General features: G+C 67.9%; 10 protein-coding genes, 3 pseudogenes and 2 CRISPR repeat arrays. Of the genes and pseudogenes, 8 read left to right on the top strand and 5 right to left on the bottom strand.

Annotated elements, in window-relative coordinates; genetic code table 11:
• Nucleotides 1–118: 118 nt before the first annotated feature.
• Nucleotides 119–1,363: pseudogene (locus tag EKG83_RS49900) on the bottom strand (recombinase family protein); the annotation flags it as partial.
• A gap of 1,005 nt (nt 1,364–2,368) precedes the next feature.
• Here EKG83_RS49900 and EKG83_RS49895 point away from each other — a divergent pair.
• Together EKG83_RS49895 and EKG83_RS38140 are read left to right on the top strand one after the other, a co-directional pair.
• Nucleotides 2,369–3,575, top strand: a pseudogene (locus tag EKG83_RS49895) (IS3 family transposase).
• A 6-nt stretch (nt 3,576–3,581) separates the two neighbouring features.
• Nucleotides 3,582–3,881, top strand: coding sequence for a tyrosine-type recombinase/integrase (locus tag EKG83_RS38140; protein ID WP_322746694.1), 300 nt, complete (start codon nt 3,582–3,584; stop codon nt 3,879–3,881).
• Nucleotides 3,882–4,035: 154 nt separating this feature from the next.
• Here EKG83_RS38140 and EKG83_RS38135 read toward each other — a convergent pair whose 3' ends face one another.
• Complete coding sequence (locus EKG83_RS38135; protein ID WP_084716330.1) at nt 4,036–6,411, bottom strand: tetratricopeptide repeat protein; 2,376 nt, start codon at nt 6,409–6,411, stop codon at nt 4,036–4,038.
• Nucleotides 6,412–6,626: 215 nt separating this feature from the next.
• On the opposite strand from EKG83_RS38135, the gene EKG83_RS38130 reads away from it, so the two are divergent.
• From EKG83_RS38130 to EKG83_RS38105, 5 genes are all read left to right on the top strand, one after another.
• Complete coding sequence (locus EKG83_RS38130) at nt 6,627–6,860, top strand: transposase (protein ID WP_033430605.1); 234 nt, start codon at nt 6,627–6,629, stop codon at nt 6,858–6,860.
• A gap of 87 nt (nt 6,861–6,947) precedes the next feature.
• The gene (locus tag EKG83_RS38125) at nt 6,948–7,433 is read left to right on the top strand and encodes an IS3 family transposase (RefSeq protein WP_153278704.1); all 486 of its coding nucleotides are present in this window, start codon (nt 6,948–6,950) and stop codon (nt 7,431–7,433) included.
• Between the two features lie 223 nt (nt 7,434–7,656).
• Nucleotides 7,657–7,929, top strand: coding sequence for a hypothetical protein (locus EKG83_RS38115; protein ID WP_033430604.1), 273 nt, complete (start codon nt 7,657–7,659; stop codon nt 7,927–7,929).
• A 1,098-nt stretch (nt 7,930–9,027) separates the two neighbouring features.
• A CRISPR array of direct repeats spans nt 9,028–9,299; the repeat unit is 28 nt; unit sequence GGGCCACCCCCGCTCGCGCGGGGAAGAC.
• Nucleotides 9,300–10,033: 734 nt separating this feature from the next.
• Nucleotides 10,034–13,048 (top strand): AfsR/SARP family transcriptional regulator, encoded by a 3,015-nt coding sequence (locus EKG83_RS38110; protein WP_051765535.1) that lies wholly within the window; start codon nt 10,034–10,036, stop codon nt 13,046–13,048.
• A 105-nt stretch (nt 13,049–13,153) separates the two neighbouring features.
• The gene (locus tag EKG83_RS38105; protein ID WP_211269069.1) at nt 13,154–13,768 is read left to right on the top strand and encodes a CHAP domain-containing protein; all 615 of its coding nucleotides are present in this window, start codon (nt 13,154–13,156) and stop codon (nt 13,766–13,768) included.
• Nucleotides 13,769–13,871: 103 nt separating this feature from the next.
• Here the strand turns inward: EKG83_RS38105 and EKG83_RS38100 are convergent, their stop codons facing one another.
• The 3 genes and pseudogenes from EKG83_RS38100 to EKG83_RS38090 all read right to left on the bottom strand — a co-directional run bounded on the left by EKG83_RS38100 (nt 13,872) and on the right by EKG83_RS38090 (nt 17,374).
• Nucleotides 13,872–16,562: a phospholipase A2 gene (locus EKG83_RS38100; protein ID WP_033430602.1), complete on the bottom strand. Its 2,691-nt coding sequence runs from the start codon at nt 16,560–16,562 to the stop codon at nt 13,872–13,874.
• A gap of 278 nt (nt 16,563–16,840) precedes the next feature.
• A pseudogene (locus EKG83_RS38095) lies at nt 16,841–17,014 on the bottom strand (IS630 family transposase); the annotation flags it as partial.
• A 72-nt stretch (nt 17,015–17,086) separates the two neighbouring features.
• Entirely contained in the window at nt 17,087–17,374 is a 288-nt protein-coding gene (locus tag EKG83_RS38090; protein ID WP_051765533.1) for an EF-hand domain-containing protein, read from the bottom strand.
• Between the two features lie 237 nt (nt 17,375–17,611).
• Nucleotides 17,612–18,372: a CRISPR direct-repeat array (repeat unit 28 nt; unit sequence GGACCACCCCCGCTCGCGCGGGGAAGAC).
• Nucleotides 18,373–18,777: 405 nt separating this feature from the next.
• Between EKG83_RS38090 and EKG83_RS38085 the strand changes: the two genes are divergently transcribed.
• Nucleotides 18,778–18,927, top strand: a complete 150-nt coding sequence (locus EKG83_RS38085) for a hypothetical protein (protein ID WP_153278703.1) — start codon at nt 18,778–18,780, stop codon at nt 18,925–18,927.
• The last annotated feature ends 103 nt before the right edge of the window (nt 18,928–19,030 follow it).

Below are 19,030 nucleotides of genomic sequence, written 5' to 3'. Positions count from 1 at the left end.
GCAGCCGGGCCTGCTGCTCGGTCCGCTCCCGCTGTGCCTGTCGCTCGGCGTGGTCGATGTCCTGGATGAGCATGGTCCGCCGGCCAGGGTGGAAGAGGAACTCGCTGTAGGCCCGCTCGACCGCTGTGATGATCATCTCTTCGCGGATGTAGACCGTGCGGGGGTGTTCGGCGTGCTTGTCGGGTCGGCCGCGGTTGTTGTTGGTCGGCCAGCAGCGGTAGTAGGTGTACCCCTGCTTGTGCGGGTGCCCCATCATGCGCCTGCCGCAGTCGCACACCACGCGGCCGCGGAACAGGTAGGTGCGCTTGGTGGCGGGGTGGGTGTTGGGTTCGCTGCCGTCGCGTGAGCCCATGCGCTCACTGCTGGTGGCGTTGAACGCGTCGAACATCCACTTCGGGATCAGGGGCTCGTGGGCCGGCTCGGTGGACCACACCCACATCTCCGGCGGGTTCGGCTTGTTGTTCCCGCCCCGGCTGCGCCGGGCGCGTCGGTTGTAGACCTGGTAGCCGGTGTACTTGGGATTCTTCAACAGCTCCGCGACGCTGGACTTCGACCACGCGCCGCGTGCGCGCACCTTGCCCGGCGGCTCCGGGGGCGGGTACTTCTGCGGGTCGGTGTTGAGGCGTTCGGCGATCGTGTCGTAGCCGAGCTTCTCGTGGTAGCGCCACTTGGCGATGAGGGTCACCGTCTCCGCCCGTGCCCCGTCGGGCTCCAGGCGGGTCTTGGTCAGGCCCTTCTCGGCCTTCGCCGCGTTGGGGTGGCGCAGCTTCTTGGCCTTGTACCCGTATGGGGCCTTGCCGATGTTGTAGCCCTCCCGGACGTGGGTGCAGGTGCCGCCCCAGGACAGCTCCAGCATGTTGAGCACTTCGTACTCGGCCACCGACTGGTTGATCCGCCGTTGCAGGATCTGCTGCGCGCGTCCACCGGTGAGCAGGATCGGCTCGTTGGAGGCGAACACCGGCACGCCGGCCTGCTCCAGCTCGCGTTCCACCGACAGCGTCTCGTACATCTTGCGAGCGATCCGCGAGGTCGACTCACAGATCACGACGTCGAACCGTTCGTAGTCGCTGCCACGGCCACGCCGGTCCAACTCCATCCGACCTGATTCGACGTCGCAGAAGTGGCAGGCGATCAACCACGACTCGGGCAGGGCGACCTTCGAGCGCTCCAACTGCCGCAGCAGTGATTGCCCGGGGTCCTGGTGTTCCTCGGTGGAGGTACGCCCGACCCACGCGACGCGAACCTCCTTCGCGTGCAGGGCCAGCGGCAGGCCGAACGGCGACACCGCCAGGTTGCTCAGTCCTCTGCGGCCCGCACCGACGTGCACGGTGGGGGAGGGCGGATTGGGGCCATGCTCGTTCATGCCGCCCACTCCTCGTGGTCGTGGTCAGGTCCTTCTTGTACGGACATGTCGTAGTTGGCCCAGCGCAGGAGGTCTCGGACGACGGCAGCCAGTTCGCGACGCAACCACTCACCCTCCGCGCCGCCGACTCGACGAACGTCGACGTCGAAGTTCCACGGGTTTTCGTCGTCGCCTGCGGTCCGCCGCTGTCGAGAAGCTTTGAAGCCCTGCGGTCCACGTCGATCTTTTCGACCCGCCGGTCGTCGCGGCTCGGGCGTGCCTGTGCCGTTCATCGCTCACCGCCCATCACCGCTGTGGGGAGATGTCGCCGGCAGCCCGGCGTCGCCACGTCGATGTGGAGGAGGTGCCCCTTTCCGGAGCTTCTCGTCCCGTCGAGGAACGCTCCGTGCCCACGCTCCGCAGACCCGAGGGGGTCAAGCGCGGTGACGAGCAGGACTCGCGTTGCCCCGTCACCGCGCCCGGCCGTCGGGTGTGGGTGTGCCCCGGTGCGGGGCGCGCTCGACCGCGACACGGCCGCTGGGGGCGTGGCGCCCCCAGCTCCGTTGTCCATCGCGGGTGGGTCAGACAGCGTGGACCGTGCCGAACTCCGGTGCTGCCCCCGCTGCCATCGGTTTGGTGGTCCGGAGGCGGGTCGGCGAGGTGGGAGCGGCCATCACGGACGGGGGTGTGGACGGCGACGATGTGTTGGAGGTAGCCCAGATCGGCCTTCTGCCCGGCGGTGACCACGGCACCGGTCGGGTCGGCCAGTTCACCCGCCGTCCAGTCACAACGTGTGAGCACTACGAGGATGCCGTCGACCCGCAGCAGACGAGCCGCGAACAGCGCGACCGTGCTCGCGCCACGGTTCCCGGAGTCCTGCGGGTGCAGGCTGGTGACAACCAGGTCTGCGCCACCGGAGGTTGCCGCCGTGGCGTGTCGGGAACCCGCCATGTCCATGGCTGCCGGTGTCATCGGAACTGGATCGCCCCGGGGTGGAGGCTCTGATACCTGGAAGGGTGGGGAGCTATGGCACCACCGAAGAAGTACTCGTCTGAGCTGCGGGAACGCGCGGTTCACATGGTCTTTGAGTTGCTTGACCAGGGCGAGCGGACGGGCATGGTCGCTCGGGTCGCGGACCAGCTCGGGGTGCATCGGGAGGCGTTGCGGACATGGGTGCGGCAGGCCGAGGTCGACGGCGGAAAACGGCCGGGGACGTCGACGAGTGATGCCCAGCGCATCGCCGAGCTCGAACGGGAGAATCGTGAGCTGCGGCGGGCGAACGAGATCCTGAAGGCGGCGTCGGCGTATTTCGCACGCGAACTCGACCCCAAACCGCCGCGCTGGTCGAGTTCATCGACACCCATCGCGGACGGTTCGGTGTGGAGCCGATCTGTGCCGTGCTGGAGGTGTCGCCGCCCACGTTTTGGGCGGTCAAAGAGCGGGAGTCGGTTCCGTCGGCTCGTGCGGTCCGGGACGAATGGCTGAAAAAGGAGGTCCTGCGGGTGTGGCACGGACCGGGGCGTGGCCTGTACGGGGCACGGAAGGTGTGGGGGCAGCTGAACCGGGAGGGCGTCGGCGTGGTGCGGTGCACGGTCGAACGGCTGATGCGCGAGCTGGGCATCGCCGGGGTGACCGCGTCCCGCAAGCGGCCCCGCACCACCCTACCCGGACGCGATTGCCCCGTTGACCTGCTGGAACGCGACTTCACCGCGGACGCGCCGGATCTGCGGTGGGGCGCCGACATCACCTACGTCGCCACCGCGGCCGGCTGGGTGTACACCGCGTTCGTCCAGGACCTGTTCTCCCGCCGTGTCGTTGGCTGGCAGGTCGCCGACCACCTGGGCGCCGACCTCGCGCTCGACGCCTTGGACATGGCGGTCTGGGCACGCGGAGGCAGTGTCGACGGTCTTGTCCACCATTCCGACAGAGGTGTTCAATACACCTCCATCCGCTACGCCGAACGACTTGACCAGATCGGCGCCGCGCGTTCCGTCGGCAGCAAGGACGACTCCTACGACATGCCGCCACCAAGTCGCTCAACAGTCTCTACAGGAAGGAATTCATCGACTTCCACGGGGACTGGAAGAACGCAACGGGCGTGACACTGGCCATGATGGAATGGGTTGCCTGGTATAACTCGGAAAGGTTACATTCCTTTTGCGGAAACAGTCCTTCGGTCGAGTACGAGGAGAAGTTCCACCGGACGGCAGTCGACACCGGCACAGCGGTTTGAAGTCAACTGATCCGGCCTCCAGCTTCGTCGGGGCGGTCCACCGAGAACTGCCTCAGCCTGGTCGACAAGAACGTCACTCCGCACACTCTGCGGCACACCTCCGCGATGCGCCTGCTGCACGCTGGAGTCGACACCACTGTCATCGCGCTCTGGCTCGGTCACGAGACCGCCACGACCACGAACGTCTACCTCCACGCCGACGTGGCACTCAAACAGAAAGCCCTCGACAGAACCACCCCGCTCGGCCTTGCACCCGGCGGCTACCAACCACCCGACACGCTCCTGGCCTTCCTCCAGAACCTCTGAGCGCCCGCAACCGGTCATTTCGTAAGCGGCCGGCCCAGCAGAAGCGTAGAGCTGTGCTCCAACGTTGCATGAGAGTGCCTTCGGGATTCTGCATGCTGGCCGAAACCCACGAATCCGCACTTCGGTCAATCACGGTACGGCGCCAGTGGTCAAATCAGCGTCTACTGCGCCACCGGGTAAGCATTTCGCGGGTGTTCTTGATCTCGGGATGGTTGGGGCCAAGCACCCGCAGTTGGTCGGCCAACAGCTCCTCGCATGCGGTGGCAGCGCCTGCGGCATCGCCCGCCATTCCCCGCCAGAAAGCCAGGTTACTGCGGCTCATCAGCGTGTCAGGGTGATCAGAGCCCAACGCCCGCTGCCGTTCGCGCAGCACCTGTGCGCACGTTGTGGCCGCTGCTACGGGATCACCGGCCATTCCTTGCCATCGGGCCATAGTACTGCGAGTAGCGAGGGTATCGGGATGGTCGGGACCGAGCACGCTCAGCTGGCTAGTGAGCAACATTTGGGCCATCGTGAACGCACCGGCTGGATCACCGCCTACGCCACGCAGCCCGATGATGTTACCAAAGGTGGTCATGGTAAATGGGTGATCGCGACCCAAGACACGTATCAGGTCATCGAGCAGCATCGCGTACTCAGCCAACGCTCCGTTCAAGTCGAGAACCGATCCACGAAATCGAGCAAGGTTGTTGCGCACGCTGAAGACGAAGGGATGTTCGGCTCCGAACACCCTCAGAAGATCGCTGCGTAACGACTCGTACTCGGCGATCGCGCCTGATGGGTTTCCGTACTCTCCATGCCAATACGCGAGGTTTCCGCGGACAATCAAGTTATTGACGTGACCGGCACCCAGTAGTCGTTGCTGGTCGTCGAGCAACGCCTCGTACTCGGCAATCGCGCCAGCCAGATCACCCGCTTTTGCCCGCGTTCCGGCGAGATTCATCCGAATGTCCAACGTGTCCGGGTGATCAGGCCCCAAGCGGTCGACAGCTGTAATGAGTGTTTCCTCAAAATGATCACGTGCCTGTGCTGCCCACCCCCTGGCGTCCAGGCTGAACCCGACATAAATCAGAACCAGATGCGCACCTGGTCGCCACAGATGCTCACCGCAAACGTCATTGAGAGCAGTTGCATTGGTGCGCAGTACCTCGCTCAACGCCGGGTTGCGTTCATTGTCTGGCCATACCCGGACCAACGCGTCAGCCGCCGCTCGCGCCACGGTCCGGGTATGACGGACTGGCATGGCGTCCCGGGTTACGCGCTGAACCAACGGGTGCACCTGCACCGTCCGATGTGCTGTCCGCGGGTCCATGGTGATCAGCGACAGTCTGTGCAGACAACCCAACGTGTCTCGAGCCTCTTCCGCGCGGATCACGCGGCCGGTCGAGGCAGTGAGCATGTCTGTTACGGGCGGTGCGGTAAGCACCTCGATCGGAAACCCGCCCGGAGCCAGCACACTGGTTACTTCCAGCAACGGCCGTGCCAATCCGGCTGGCTCCAGCGCGTCGGCTTGCTCGATCGACAATGACCACGTGGCAGCCACTGTCGCTTGGTGTTCGTCGGGCAGCCCATCTGCCTCCGGTAGCAGCGAGGTCAAAGTGCGGCGCCGGTCGGCCAGCCGGGCCTGATAGGCGGTGCAAGTCAGGTTTCGGTCGAGCATGAACGCGGCAGCTTGGGCAAGGGCCAACGGCAAATACCCCAAATCGCGTGCCAGCACGGCGGTGCCGTCGAGCAAATGCTCGTGGTCGGCGAACCTGGCCGTCAGGTATGCCATCGCCTCGGCGTCGGTGAACACGTCGATCTCGATCAGCCGACGACGGTGGCCGTGCAGTGCCGCGTCGCGGCGCCGGGTGGTCACCACCACCTTGCCCGAGTGATTGGCTGGTGGCCACATTCCGCGCAGGTCAGCGGGGCTTCGCAGGTTGTCGAGCACCATCAACCAGCGCTTGGACGTGCTTGCCAGCCATGCCAACAGCCGCTGTGCGCCCTGTTCCGGGTCGGGGTCCTCAATCCCCGTCAGGTCCGCAGCCAGGCTGGCGTAGCTGGACACGATCGTGTCTCGCGAGATCGCGGTGACCCACGCCAGCAGATCCAGCTCACTGGCAGTCCAGAGTTGCTCGGCGTAGTCGACCGCCAGTTGGGTCTTGCCCACCCCGCCCAGGCCCGACATCACGCTGGTCCGGCCCGGCCTGTCAGTGGTCAGTATGGCCGCGTCGCCCTCACCTACTGCCCGTGCTAGCAAGTCGCTGGCCGCGCGCTCCTGATACGACGCTGCGCGAGGTGGCACGACCCCAGCCCTGTACGGCCATTCGACCGCCGGACGTGCTGGCTGGTGGTAGTGCACCCCGCCATCAATTTTGCCTGCCTGGACGAACAACCCTGTCACATCGCCGGCCATGGCGTTCACCACGTGGGGTGGATCGGGATCACGGTGGTTCCCCATCGTCCAAATGCTGCCATGGACGCCGTCGAGCCGACGACGAGTACTGGCGAGCCACCCGAACGGCTGCACCGTGCCTGAAACGAACACCAAGGCTCACCGCCGGGTGAAGCGACGGCGATGACGGTGAATGACCTCAGATCACCTGGCGAAAGCTCTGCGCGGAATAGTCCTCTTTCATTGGCTACGAGCGGACGCCCATGGGACATGAGCACTCCTGCAGATCGCCATGAGCTTCCCACGGTAGCCCGGAGTCTTTCCAAGCATGGTCCGACAGGGCCTGAAGGGAGTCGGACCTCAAGCCAGTGATCCGGCGCCTGGCCGAGCAGTTGGGCGTGCACCCGGAGGCGTTGCGGAACTGGATTCGGCAGGACGAGGCCGACCGCGGCGAACGTGGCGACCGGCCCTCGACCACCGAGTCCGAGGAGCTGCGCCGGCTGCGCATGGAGAACGCGGAACTCAAGCGGGCCAACGAGATCCTCAAGGCCGCGTCCGCGTTTTTCGCGGCGGAACCCGACCCGACCCGGCGACGGTCGTGAAGCTGGTCGAGCAGCTTCGCGGCCGCTTCTCCGGTCGAGTTCGTCCTCCGGGTCCTCGGTGTCGCCTCCTCCACCTATCACGGCTGGGTGGCCCGCCAGGCCGACCCGTCCCGCCGTGAGCGCGAGAACGAGGCGATTACTGCCGAGATCACCGACATCCACGCCGTCTTCGGCGGGACCTACGGCAGTCCGCGGGTTCATCAGGTGCTGCGGCGTCGGGGTATCCGCGTGTCGCGCAAGCGGGTCGAGTGGTTGATGCGCCAGGCCGGCCTGCAGGGCGCCTTCCTGCGCAAACCCTGGCGGACACCGTCGACCAGGCAGGATCCACGAGCGGCACCGGCCCCTGATCGGGTGAACCGGGACTTCACCGCGCCGGCGCCGGACCGGTTGTGGGGGGCCGACGCGACCCGGATCCGGACCGGTGAGGGCGTGTTCTGGCTCGCGGCGGTGCGCGACGCGTTCTCCAACCGGATCGTGGGTTGGAAGACCAGCGAAGGTACTGCGACACCGACCTCGTGCTCGGTGCCCTGGAGTACGCGATCTGGTCCCGCGACGTACGCGACGGCCAGTTGATCCACCACAGCGACCGCGGGTCGACCTACACGGCCTTCCGGTTCGCAAAACGGTTGGCGGACAACAGAATTCTGCCTTCCATGGGGTCGGTCGGCGACTCGTATGACAATGCCCTGATGGAGAACTTCTTCTCCACGTTGAAGATCGAATTGGTCTACCGCCGCTCCTGGCGCACCCGCGGCGAGGCCGAGAAGGACATCGCCGCTCGAGAAACGGGAACGCCATGGCCCACACCGTCAAACTCAAGACCACCACCTTCGTCAAGATCACCGAAGTGGCGGACTTCGCGTCCCACTACGCCCTGGCCAGGGCCATGGGCCTCAACCGCTCCACCGTGACCCGGGTCGTCGCCGGCTCACTGCAACCCGGCACCGCCTTCATCGCCGGCGCACTGACCGCCCTGGCCCCGCTGTCCTTCGACGACCTGTTCGAAATCGTGGAACAACCCACCGGGAAAGCCCCCGACCCCACCGGACAGGCCGGGACGAACCGGTAGTCGACGCACCACGGCACCCGACGTTCGATCGCTCATCGACAGGTGTGGCCCACCGTGTCGGGATGCGTTCGCAGCGTCAAGCAGACGGGCGTTGAACCGACGTCCCGCCGCGTCGACCAGCGGCGACACCGACGACCACGACGCGTCCGGTCCCAGGCGCTCGACGCAGGCGGCGAGGAACACCGATGCCCGCCCCGGGCCGTACACCGACGCCTCGTCGGCATCAGCCACCACCCGGCGCCGAGACGACTCGTTCGATATCGGAGCGCATGCCGGACGCAACCTCCGCACGGTCATCACAATCCTTTCCCGTTCACCGCACCGTCATGACGGTGTCGGACGGCGTGCAGATATGCCGATAAATGGCTCGAGAAACATTCCCCCGGATCGGTGATACTGTCGCGGTAGCGGACCGGCGGTCCATCGCAAGTTAATTAAAAGGAGACGGTATCGGTTGTACTGTGGCGGCTCGACGGCCTGTGCACTCCGGTCGACTTTGGTAGGCGGAGGCCAGTGACTCGCCTGCCCTACTCGAAGTTCATGGAGTCGGTTGGTGCCGATGATCAGGCCGGTGGCATCAGGGGTGAACTAGAGCGTGATCGAGGTCGTCATGAAGTGTTCACAGGGCCGAACTCCAGCTGAACACTCCTTTCCACGAAGTTGACCAGCGGCCGCCCAAGCCCCGACCGTGCCGAACTCGACGACGAACCCTGCGGCGAACTCATCCTCCACCGCATGCGGACGACGGCCGGTGCGAGGTAGGCAGGCGCATCGTGATCAACAGCCCGTTCATGCGGGAGGGCGACAACGTCTACGGAAGCAGACCGGTCCTCGCGTCGGTATGGGTCAATCTGGACGTCCTCTTCCCTTGGCTGGCAGGCGCACCACACCACGTCATCGTGACCGGGCTGGACCTTGTAGGCGTGATCCCCGGAAGACTCCATGGTCAATTCTCCGGGGGCTGAGCCCGTTGTTGGGCCGCCCCCGCTCACATGGGGAAGACCTGTCCACGCCGATCGCCAACACTCGGTAGTACGGACCACTCCCCGCTCGCGCGAGAAGCACGCGGCCAGCAACACCAAGGGCCAGGTCACCACGGGGCCATCCCCGCTCGCGCGGGGAAGACGGCGGGCGTGAAGCGGGCCGGGTCGCGCAGCGCGGGCCACCCCCGTTCGCGCGGGGAAGACGAGGACACGGAGCGCGGACGCGCGGCCGTCTGGGGGCCACCCCCGCTCGCGCGGGGAAGACCTTGCCTGCGGGCACGCTGATGTAGACGCCTTCGGGCCACCCCCGCTCGCGCGGGGAAGACCAGCCGGCCAAGCCCGCCCGGCCGCAACGCGGGGGGCCACCCCCGCTCGCGCGGGGAAGACACTTGCTGACCAGGCACGTTACAGGTCTGGTCGTTGTTTCTCATTCAGTTTGTTCGCGTGGAGGTGCTGCGAATCGGTTCCGGCGCGGTGACGGCGACCAACCATCGATCTATGCATCCATCATCGGACGATGGGGTGTCCTGTCGAGCGGCAGACGGACGCGAAATACCAGGTCACCGGCCCGAGAATCCGGTGTCAATGCGGTACATGTCGCACCACTGGGCGTCGGTGACGTTGGTGGGACACCGAGCCGTGTGCAGGGTGGGCCGGTGGGAGGCGGCCAAACGGCAACACGGTTACCCGCAGTGGAGCCGCCCGCGGACATCAGGGGCACGATAACAACAGAACTCCTGGCAGAGCGGCGCTTAGGCAACGTCCGATCCACCATGAGTTCCCCCGTCTGCGCACCAAACGGCCTTCACCTGCTCAAGCTCGGAAACGGCCGCTTAGTGCGCCATAATACGCACTGGTGGTAAATGTAAACTACAGTTTATTTTTCGTCCGTCCGTGCCGTGGTCTAAAGCAGGAGACAAGCTTCGCTCGTGCTCTAAGATTGCCTGCATTCATGTCATGGGGTCATGACCGTACTGCTTTGAGTAAGCGGTGTCGGGGGTGATGAGCACTGCGGGGTGCCGGTTGCCTTTATTCCCCGTGGCGAGGACCTGAACTATGCCCATAAATACTGTGGGATGTTCGCGGTACATGAGTAGCCTGGCCTTTACGGGGGAGGTGCGGTGGAGGAGATCAGGTTCAACCTGCTGGGCCAGGTCGAGGCGTGGTTCGGTTCGCGACCGATTGATCTGGGGCATCAGAGGCAGCGGCACGTGCTCGCGGCGCTGCTCGTGGACGCCGACCGGGTGGTGCCCGCGGCGCGGCTGCTGGAGCGGATCTGGGGTGAAGAGGTTCCGGTGGGTGCGCAGGGCACGCTGCACAGCTACCTGTCGCGGTTGCGCCGGTTGTTGGCGCCGGTCGCCGACAGTGTGCGCATCGAGCGGCACCCGGGCGGATACGCGGTGCGGGTCGACCCGGACCTCGTCGACGTGCACCGGTTCCGGCGCCTGGTCGCGCAGGCGCGGTCGACGACAGGGCACCCGGGCGACATGGCGGGTCTGCTGGAGCAGGCGCTGGTGTTGTGGCGGGGCGAGCCGTTCAGCGGTGCCACCAGTTCCTGGTTCACCGCGCACCGCGACACGCTGCAGCGTGAGCACGTCGCCGCCAGACTCGCCCTGTGCGACCTTCTGCTGCGCTGCGGCCGTGACGCGGACGCGCTGACCATCGCCTCGGAACGGGCAGCGGCGGACCCGCTCGACGAGCGGGTCGCGGGTCAGGTGATGCTGGCCCTGTACCGGCTGGGCCGCACGGCCGACGCGCTCGCGTGCTTCGACCGGACCCGCAGGCTGCTGGCCGAGGAGTTGGGTGTCGACCCCGGTGCCGCGTTGGTCGAGCTGCACCGACGCGTGCTGGCCGGCGATCCGGAGCTGCTGCGCATCGAGGCGGGCACGACGGGGCCGGGGCCGGTCGAGACCATCACGTGGTCCGCGCCCGCGTCGCTGCCCCCGGACGTGCACGACTTCACCGGTCGGGAGGGGCAGGTCGAGCTGCTGGCCGAGCGATTGGTCACCGGGGCGAGGGCCGTGGTGGTGCTCGGCATGGGAGGTATCGGCAAGACCGCACTCGCTCGGCACGTCGCGCACCGGATCGCCGATTCATTTCCCGACGGGCAACTGTGGGTGGACCTCGGTGACGCGGAGCCGGGTGACGTGCTCGCCCGGCTGCTGCGCGTGCTCGGCGTCCCGGACCGCGCCATTCCGGTCGACCAGGCCGAGCGCGGTGATGTCTTCCGCACGCTGCTGCGCGGTCGGGCGGTGCTGATCGTGTTGGACAACGCCGCGACGGCCCGCCAAGTCCACCCGCTGCTGCCTGGGGTGGGCGAGTGCGCGGTCCTGATCACCAGCAGGGCCGGGACGTTCCGGCTGGACGGGGTCGAGCGGGTCGAGCTGGACGTGTTCAGCGCCGAGGAGGGCATGGCGCTGCTGAGCAAGCTTGCTGGCGCCGGGCGCGTCGCGGCGGAACCCGCCGCGGCCGAGCGGATCGTCGCGCTGTGCGGCGGACTGCCGCTCGCCGTGCGGATCGCAGGTGCCCGGCTCGCCTCGCGGCGGACGTGGCGGCTGGACCACCTGGTCGGGCTGCTCGGCGACGAGCGCCGTAGGCTCGACCGGCTCGCCGTTGGCGACCTGGAGGTGCGCGCGTCCTTCGCGATGAGCTACGCGGGCCTGGCCGAGCCGGAGCGGCAGTTGCTGCGCCTGCTCGCGCTGGTCGCGGTGCCGGACTTCCCGCCGTGGCTGCCCGCCGTGCTGCTCGAACTGCCCATCGACGAGGCCACCGGGCACGCTGAGGCGTTGGTCGACGCGTACCTGCTGACCGTGTCCGACGCCGATCCGGTGGGGCAGTACCGGTACCGCTGCCACGACCTCATCCGGTTGTTCGCGGCCGAACGCGCCGACCAGGAGGAGAGCACCACCGAGCGCGTGCGCGCCGTCGAACGGGCGCTCGGCGGCTGGCTGGCACTCGCCGAACGGCTGACCGCGTTCGTACCCGGTCCCTGCTACGCGCGCATCAGTGGCGGCGCGCACCGCCCGCCGGTCGACGACCTGGTTCCGGATCTGTCCCCCGAGTGGTCGGACACCTGGTTCGACGCGGAGCGGTCGGCACTGATCGCCGCCGTGCGCCAGGCGTGCGGGTTGGGGTGGACCGACCTCGCGTTCGACCTCGCCGGCTGCCTGGAGAAGTACTTCGACCTGCGCGGCATGTACGCGGACTGGCTCGCCGTCGGTCGCGAGGTGCTCGACGTGTGCGTCGAGCACGGCAACCGGCTCGGCGAAGCCGTGATGCGGCGCGGGCTGCTCGACGTCACGACCTGGATCGCCACCGGGCCGGGCGATGCGATGGAGCGGATGCGCGTCGAGGCGCGCGTGCTGTGGGACCTGTTCGTCGAACTCGGCCACGACGAGGGTGCCGCGGACGCAGCCGTGATGCACTCTTGGGCGTCGACCGCCATGGGTCGGTACGACGAGGCGATCACCGTGGCCGAAGCCGGGCTGGCATTGGCCGAGCGCTCAGGCCACGTCGGCGGGTCGGCCCGCGCCGAACTCGCGCTGGCCCTGGCGTTCTTCGAGAGCCGCCGGCTTGAGACCGCCATCGGGCACACCCATCGGGCACTCCGGCACGCGCGCGGACTGGGCAATCCGCGGGTGGTGGCGACGGCGCTGCAGTTCGCGGGGATCGGGTACGGGGAAGCGGGCGAGTTCGGGACCAGCAAGCGCATGCTGGACGAGTCGCTGGTCATCGCCCGCGCCCACCGGGACTCCTACACCGAGGTGCTGTCCCTGCTCGCGTCCGCTCGCCTGCACCTGGAGGTCGCCCCCTCCCGGGCCCGCGCCGACGCCGAGCGCTCGCTGGCGCTGAGCCGCCGCTACCGGATGACCCACCACATCGCGCAGGGACTGGAGCTGCTGGGGCTGCTCATGCTGGGGGAGGGACGGCCGCAGGACGCCGTCGTGCACTTGGAGGAGTCCGTCACGCTGTGGCGCACGCGGGGATGGCACTCCTACCACGCCGCAGCGCTGGAATCGCTCGGTCGTGCGTATGAGCAGGTGGACCCGGTAGCCGCACGGCGGGCGTTCGCCGAGGCGCGCGAGGTGTACCTGCGCATCGGCGACACGGACCGGGCGGCGCGGGTACCGGCTTGAACAGTGGTTCCAGGTTCGCTCAAAGATCGCCCACGGTGCTCCCCCGAGAGTGGTGGCGTTGGTCAACGACGACCACGCAACACGAGGACAAGGGGGGAGACAACGGTGTTGTCACGGGTTATCAGGGTGTTCGCGCTGGTCGCGGCGCTGTTCGCCGTCACGTCCGGCGCTGCGGTCGCGACGGCCCAGGTGTCGGCGGCCGAGGAGTCGACGGCCGAGGCCGAGGCGTCACTGGGGGCCAAGGTCGCCGCGATCGCGAAGCGCGAGTTGGCGAACGAGGACCGCAACCACGAGAAGGGGGCGAACAACTGCAACTTCTACAGCGGCAAGGCCGGTTCGGGCTCGACGAAGGGCTGCCCGAAGGGGTGGCGGGCCGAGGCGTGGTGCGCGGACTTCCTCAAGTACGTGTGGAAGCAGGCGGGGGCCAAGACCTCCGGCATCACCCCGGCGGCCGCGAGCCTGTACGCGTACGGCAAGAACAACAAGACCTGGAACAGCGGGTCGAGCATCAAGGGCGTGAAGGTCGGTGACGCGGTGGTGTACGAGTTGAAGAACTCCGGCACCTGGGCCAGGCACGTGGGCATCGTGACGGGGGTGAGCACCAAGACCGGCAAGATCACGGTGATCTCGGGCAACAGCGGCGTGAACTCGAAGCAGGTCTCCAGCCGCACGTTCACTCCCGACGGCTCCGTCTCGGGGTACGCGTCCCCGGTTTCCTGAGCCGATCACCTCGGACCGGTGCCACGCCCCGTGGCGTGGCACCGGTCCGAGGTGCGGCAGGTGGGTGCGGCTCGGCCTGCGGTGGCGGCCGGGCCGCGTCACATCAGTAGTCCCGCCAGTACTTCATGCTCAAACCGCCACTGACCCTGACGGCGGTGTAGTAGGCGTATGCCCAGTTCCGGCACAGCTGTCGGTAGCTCCAGACGGTCCCGGGGTAGCGCTTAATGGCCGGGTAGGCGTTGCACGTGTAATCACGCAGCGTGGTGTAGAACACCGAATCGACGGCATGCTTCTTCGACTTGTCCCACGTCCTGGTCTTCAGGTAGATGATCCCGTAGCCGTAGTCGTGCATGTCGCAGGCGACTGCGAAGTTGAAGCCCTTGGGTCGGCTTCCGGTCGGTGACGTGCAGTTGTCATTGTTGACGCCGACGACCGCCTTGTTGCCCGGCGTCCTCTTCCACCGCGGCTGGAGCCCTCTGCCGCCGTACTCCATGGGAACCGGGCCCGCCCAGCAGCCGTTCCTGCCCCACAGGTACTGGGACGCGTACTTGCAGTGGGCTTGGAGCTCGGCCGTCGGAGCCTTGGTGGCGCTGCTCAGCTTCCCGGGCGCTGCGTAGGTGAGGGTCCACGCCCCTTCTGCCGGGGTGCTCAGCTGAGTGATGTTTCCCGCCGCGTCATAGGTGTAGGACGACGTGGCGACCGGTTCTCCGTCGATCCTGCGCAGGTCGTTGACCTGGCGAAGGCGCTTGGTGCTGTCGTAGGCGTAGCTGACGATCGTGATGGGCGCCGCATCTCCTGCCGCGTCGTGGACGATCTCCTTCAGTTGTCCCGCCACATCCCCGAACTGGGTCCCCGTGGCGGTCGTCGTCGTCGCGTAGCGGAGTACCGTCGAATCGCAAGCCGGTGAGCCGGTGCACGTGACTGCGGGATCATCGGCGGAGGCCATGCCGCTGACTCGCCCTTGAGCGTCATAGGTGATGGTCGTGGTGCCACCTTCCGCAGTCGTCACGCCTGTGATCAGGTACTCGGCCCCGACCCCGGTCCAGGTGCGCACGAGCCCGGTGTCCGCGGTGCCCTGCTCGGTGAACGTGCCGTCCGCGTTCTTGACGACGGTGCTGCCGTCCTCCGCGGTGAACGTGCCGGGCCTGGCCGGATCGGCGAGGTAGCGATTGGACTCCGTGCCGCTGGAGAGGTTGATCTGGACGTAGCCGTTGGCACTGAAGTCCTTCAGCCGGTCGCCCAGCATTCCGCCCAGCGGTTCCATCCGCCAGTGGGGCCCCAGTACGTTCTCGTTGGGGCGTGTCACGTCGACGCGCCGGCCCGCGCTGTGGCTGCGGGTGACGAGCAGGCCGGCTTCCGTCACGTCGGTGCCGCTGGTGACCCAGGCGCCGGTCTCCGGCTCCACGCGTCCCGGCCACTGGTCGGCCGGCGAGGGGCCGGGGTCGGCCGGATCGTCGCCTTCGCCGGGGATGAACGGGATGTCGGTGGTTACGGTGAGCGTGGGCGGAGTACCGAATTCCTCGGTGTTCTCGGACGAGGTGAAGACCCGGTAGTTGGCGGTCGCCGTTTCGGCCGGTGACTGGATCACTATGCCGTGGTTCTTCGCCGCACCGGCGGCCCAGTTGGTCACCATGCGGGTGAGGTCCCAGGTCATCCGGCCGCTGCCGCAGCTGCCGAGCTGGGATCCCTCGGTGCTCAGCGCTGCGTCCTCACCGGTGCTGGACGGCTGGGGCGTCCACGTCTGCGTCTCGGGGCTCCAGAAATCGGTGATCCTCCTCGCCTCAAGGCCCGCACCGACAGCGGTGCCGCACCGCGGGGCGTCCACGTTGGTGAGCTTGAGCTCGGCCTTGGTGGGCGTGGTGAGGCCGCGGGTGTCGAACTTGAGGTAGACGCGGGCTTTCTCGCCGTCGGCTTCGGTGCCCGCCTTGAGGTACTCACCGCTGACGTTGTTCCCGTCGAAGACGCTGTTGACGTCCGTGTCCCCGGTAAGGGGGAGGACGATCGACGGGTCGACGGTGACCGGGTAGACCGTCGCCGGGGAGGTGAGGAAGGACATCGCCGGCCGAAGCACCAGGGTCTTGCCGTCGGCGGTGTCCTGGACCTCCGAGGTGATGTCGCCGGTCTTGTCGGGGTGCATCGGTGACCCGGCGTCCCACATGGCGGCCTTGGAAGAGGCCACGATCACCTGGTCACCGTCGACGACCTGCAACCGGCCACCGCTCGTGCGCACGTCCGCGCCGACTGCCGTGACGGGCACCCTGACCTCGACCGGCGCCGCCGGACGTTCGCGCAGCACCAGGTCGAACCGCATGCCGGCCGGCAGGGCGGTGACCACCAGGTCTCCGCCCGCCCCGGCCACGTCCCGGTAGACCGCCTTATCGCCCTCGACCACGGGCCGCGGCAGCGCGCCGGGCCACCGCAGCGCCACTGACGTCCCGGGATGGAAACCGATCTCGGCGAACGGACCGGAGCCACCCGTGCTGAAGCGGACGTCCGGGCCGGCTGCCTTCGGGCGAAGCGCGCCGCCCGACTCGACCAACCGGGTGTCGACGTCCCGCCAGGTACCGTCCGCGGCCCGCACCCGCACCGGAGCAGCGGTGATGTCGGTGACGAACCGCCCGTCCGGGGTGACGGCGGTGACCGACGTCGCGGTGGTCCGCGACGGCAGGACGACCGGTTCACCCGAGCGCCGGCTCTGCTCAAGCGCTGCGTCCACCTCCGATACCGACGCGGTCGCCTCCGGGGCGACCGACAGGCCGGAAGCGGCCAGGACGGTCGTGGTGAGCGCGGACAACAGAAATCGCGATCTTGCTGACAACTCGTTCCCCCTCTGTCCGTGTCCGGATTTCCGTGATGCTCCGCAGCGGGACGTGAGGAAGACTTGGGCAATTCTTGAACGGGAACCGGCGAGGAGGTTCAGGGGTGGTGGCCAGTGCACTGGTGGTCGACCCCAGGCCCCAGTGGGCCGGGATTTCCTCGCTCGTACCTCGGGTCTCATCGGGGGCTTGGCCCGTATGCAGGCGTCGATGTCCACGTCAGGTGTCATAACTTCGGTTCTGTCGTTACAGACCTGCCCTCGCGCCGGCTGCGGCGCCGCTTCTCCACCTGCCGCACACCCACCCGCAGCTCCGCGGCGACCACCGCGGTCTTCTCGTCCCGGGCGAAGCGCTCACCGGCCCGCAGCCGGATGCGCTCCCGGGCCTGCTGTTGGCGGGGTGTCATGCCTCTACCCCGCGCATACCTCATCCACCCGACATATCGCGACGATCAAGGGCGGACTCGACGCCACGATCGGGTCACATGGATTCCACGTCCGTGTCAGAGTCGCCCGAAATACTTGCTGCCCGACGCACCCGGGTCCGTGGAGTGGTAGAACTCCCGAACCGACTGGAGGAACTGCTGGCGGGTGATGCGTTCGTCCTCGTCCTCGTCCAGATCCGTGAACACCTCCACCGCCTCGGGTGCGGTAGTACCCCAGACCTCCCGCAGGAACCTGCCGAACTCCTCCTTGCTGATCATGTCGTCGGCGTCCGTTCGCCGAAACCAGTCCTTCCGGGAGTTGTCGGCTGCGATGAGTGACCACGCGCCCGGCAGGACCGACGTCAACCGCGTAGTCGTGATCTGCGGTGGTGGTGCCTGCCGAACCGGCACGGGGCGCGGGGTGGGCCGCAGCGAGGTGCTCTCACCGTGGTTGGCGGCGGGTCTCGGCGTGGTGCAGGACGAGGACGGCCACGATGATCGCGGTGACCCGGCGTGGGCAGCGGCGCAGCTCGACCGGCATTCCGCCCATGTGACCAACAGCACCAGGGGCGCACCGCTTGACCCGGTGGGGCCGGTGGCGCCGGACCACCCCCGCTCGCGCGGGGAAGACGATGCAACCCGCTCGTCGATCTGATAGCTGTAGGGACCACCCCCGCTCGCGCGGGGAAGACCTCCCAGGTCTGACGGGCCGCGAAGTTCACCTTGGACCACCCCCGCTCGCGCGGGGAAGACTTGAGCCGGGACTCCGCGTCGCGGGTGGTGTCCGGACCACCCCCGCTCGCGCGGGGAAGACACGGACGGGCCGTGCGTGACGTGCCACGTGAACGGACCACCCCCGCTCGCGCGGGGAAGACGTCACCGGAGTTCCGTTCAGCTCGCCCATGGCGGGACCACCCCCGCTCGCGCGGGGAAGACCGACCGCCGCCGGGCAGTCGCGACGCGTGCGGGGGACCACCCCCGCTCGCGCGGGGAAGACATGGCCGGGTTCCGCGAGCGTGTGCGCGCGGTCGGACCACCCCCGCTCGCGCGGGGAAGACGTCACCGGAGTTCCGTTCAGCTCGCCCATGGCGGGACCACCCCCGCTCGCGCGGGGAAGACCGACCGCCGCCGGGCAGTCGCGACGCGTGCGGGGGACCACCCCCGCTCGCGCGGGGAAGACATGGCCGGGTTCCGCGAGCGTGTGCGCGCGGTCGGACCACCCCCGCTCGCGCGGGGAAGACGACCGGGCGTGGCGGGAGTTCTGGCACTGCGCCGGACCACCCCCGCTCGCGCGGGGGAAGACTTGCGCCCCGACGAGTGGGCCGACGACAACGTGGGACCACCCCCGCTCGCGCGGGGAAGACACTTCTTGACCAGGCACAATATAGGCCCGATCGTCGTTTTTCTTTCAGTTTGTCCGCCTGGAGTCTGCTCCGGTGAGGCGACGTCACACCAGAGCACTGGCCGACGACTTATGATTTGGTCACCGGATGGTGGGATGTCCTGTCGAGCGGCAGACGGACGCGAAATACCAGGTCACCGGCCCGATAATCCGGTGTCAATGCGGTACAGGTCGCACCGGGGGCACGCTCAGCACCGCGCCGGACCGCGTTCCTGTCCCGCCGGGCGGGCAGGGGGCGTGCGGCCGTTGTGGACGGTGCGCCGCCCGCCCATTCCCCCGTCGGGCCCGTGGTGCCCGGCGATTCCTCCCAGCCGCAAATCAGGTCTCGACCCGCGGCGGAACCAGCAGGCGCGGTGCCGTTGACGCGTTGCGGGGCAGCGACCTGTTCCTGTGCGGGCGCGTGTCCCACGAGGCGTTCGCGCGTGCCTGGTCCGGCAACACCGATGAGTACGCCGAACTGCTGCACCGCATGCCCAAGGTGGTGGCCACCACCCGCGCTGGGGGAACGCGCGCGTGATCGAGGGACGTGGCCGCGCCCAAGCAGTGGCCGGGCAAGGACATCGTGGTGTACGGCAGCTTCACCGTCCGGCCCGGTGAACCTGACCTACGCGCCCGGCGGC

The organism is Saccharothrix syringae, assembly GCF_009498035.1.
Taxonomy (GTDB): Bacteria; Actinomycetota; Actinomycetes; order Mycobacteriales; family Pseudonocardiaceae; genus Actinosynnema; species Actinosynnema syringae.
The sequence above is the reverse complement of the archived record's forward strand: the minus strand, read 5'-3'. Positions and strand labels throughout refer to the sequence as shown.

Excerpts from the sequence above, each read along its gene's own strand:
- EKG83_RS38115 (WP_033430604.1), top strand. The coding sequence starts at position 7,657 with ATGGCCCACACCGTCAAACTCAAGACCACCACCTTCGTCAAGATCACC.